Annotated in this window: 1 protein-coding gene; it reads right to left on the bottom strand. The window is 51.1% G+C overall.

The window, feature by feature from the left end; all coding sequences use genetic code 11:
- Positions 1-120: 120 nt before the first annotated feature.
- Positions 121-258: a helix-turn-helix transcriptional regulator gene (locus J4G32_RS22250; RefSeq protein ID WP_281413612.1), complete on the bottom strand. Its 138-nt coding sequence runs from the start codon at positions 256-258 to the stop codon at positions 121-123.
- Positions 259-282 lie beyond the last annotated feature (24 nt).

The following is a 282-nucleotide window of genomic DNA, read 5'->3' as shown; positions in this document are numbered from 1 at the left end:
AGCAGTACATCATGACGGGCCGTGGTTTCTTTCATCGATCGATACCTTGTAAAGCAGACAGCCGCAGCAGGTAGCTTGTCCGGCAGGCTACAGGGAAAAATGGTGCAGGAAATGGAAAGCCTACTGACGAGATTTGTTGATGTAGTTCTCTAACCACGTTTCTACTTCGCTGCGATACCAGCGGGAAGCGCGGCCCAGCTTGATGGGTTTGGGGAACTTACCGTCTTTCATCAGCTTGTAGAACCACTTGTCGGACATCCCGGTGTAGTGGGTGATAAAGAC

It is taken from the genome of Microvirga antarctica (genome assembly GCF_017921815.1).
In the GTDB taxonomy this organism is placed as follows: domain Bacteria; phylum Pseudomonadota; class Alphaproteobacteria; order Rhizobiales; family Beijerinckiaceae; genus Microvirga; species Microvirga antarctica.
This window is presented reverse-complemented; position numbering and strand designations above follow the sequence as displayed.

Excerpts from the sequence above, each read along its gene's own strand:
- J4G32_RS22250 (WP_281413612.1), bottom strand. The coding sequence starts at position 258 with ATGTCCGACAAGTGGTTCTACAAGCTGATGAAAGACGGTAAGTTCCCC.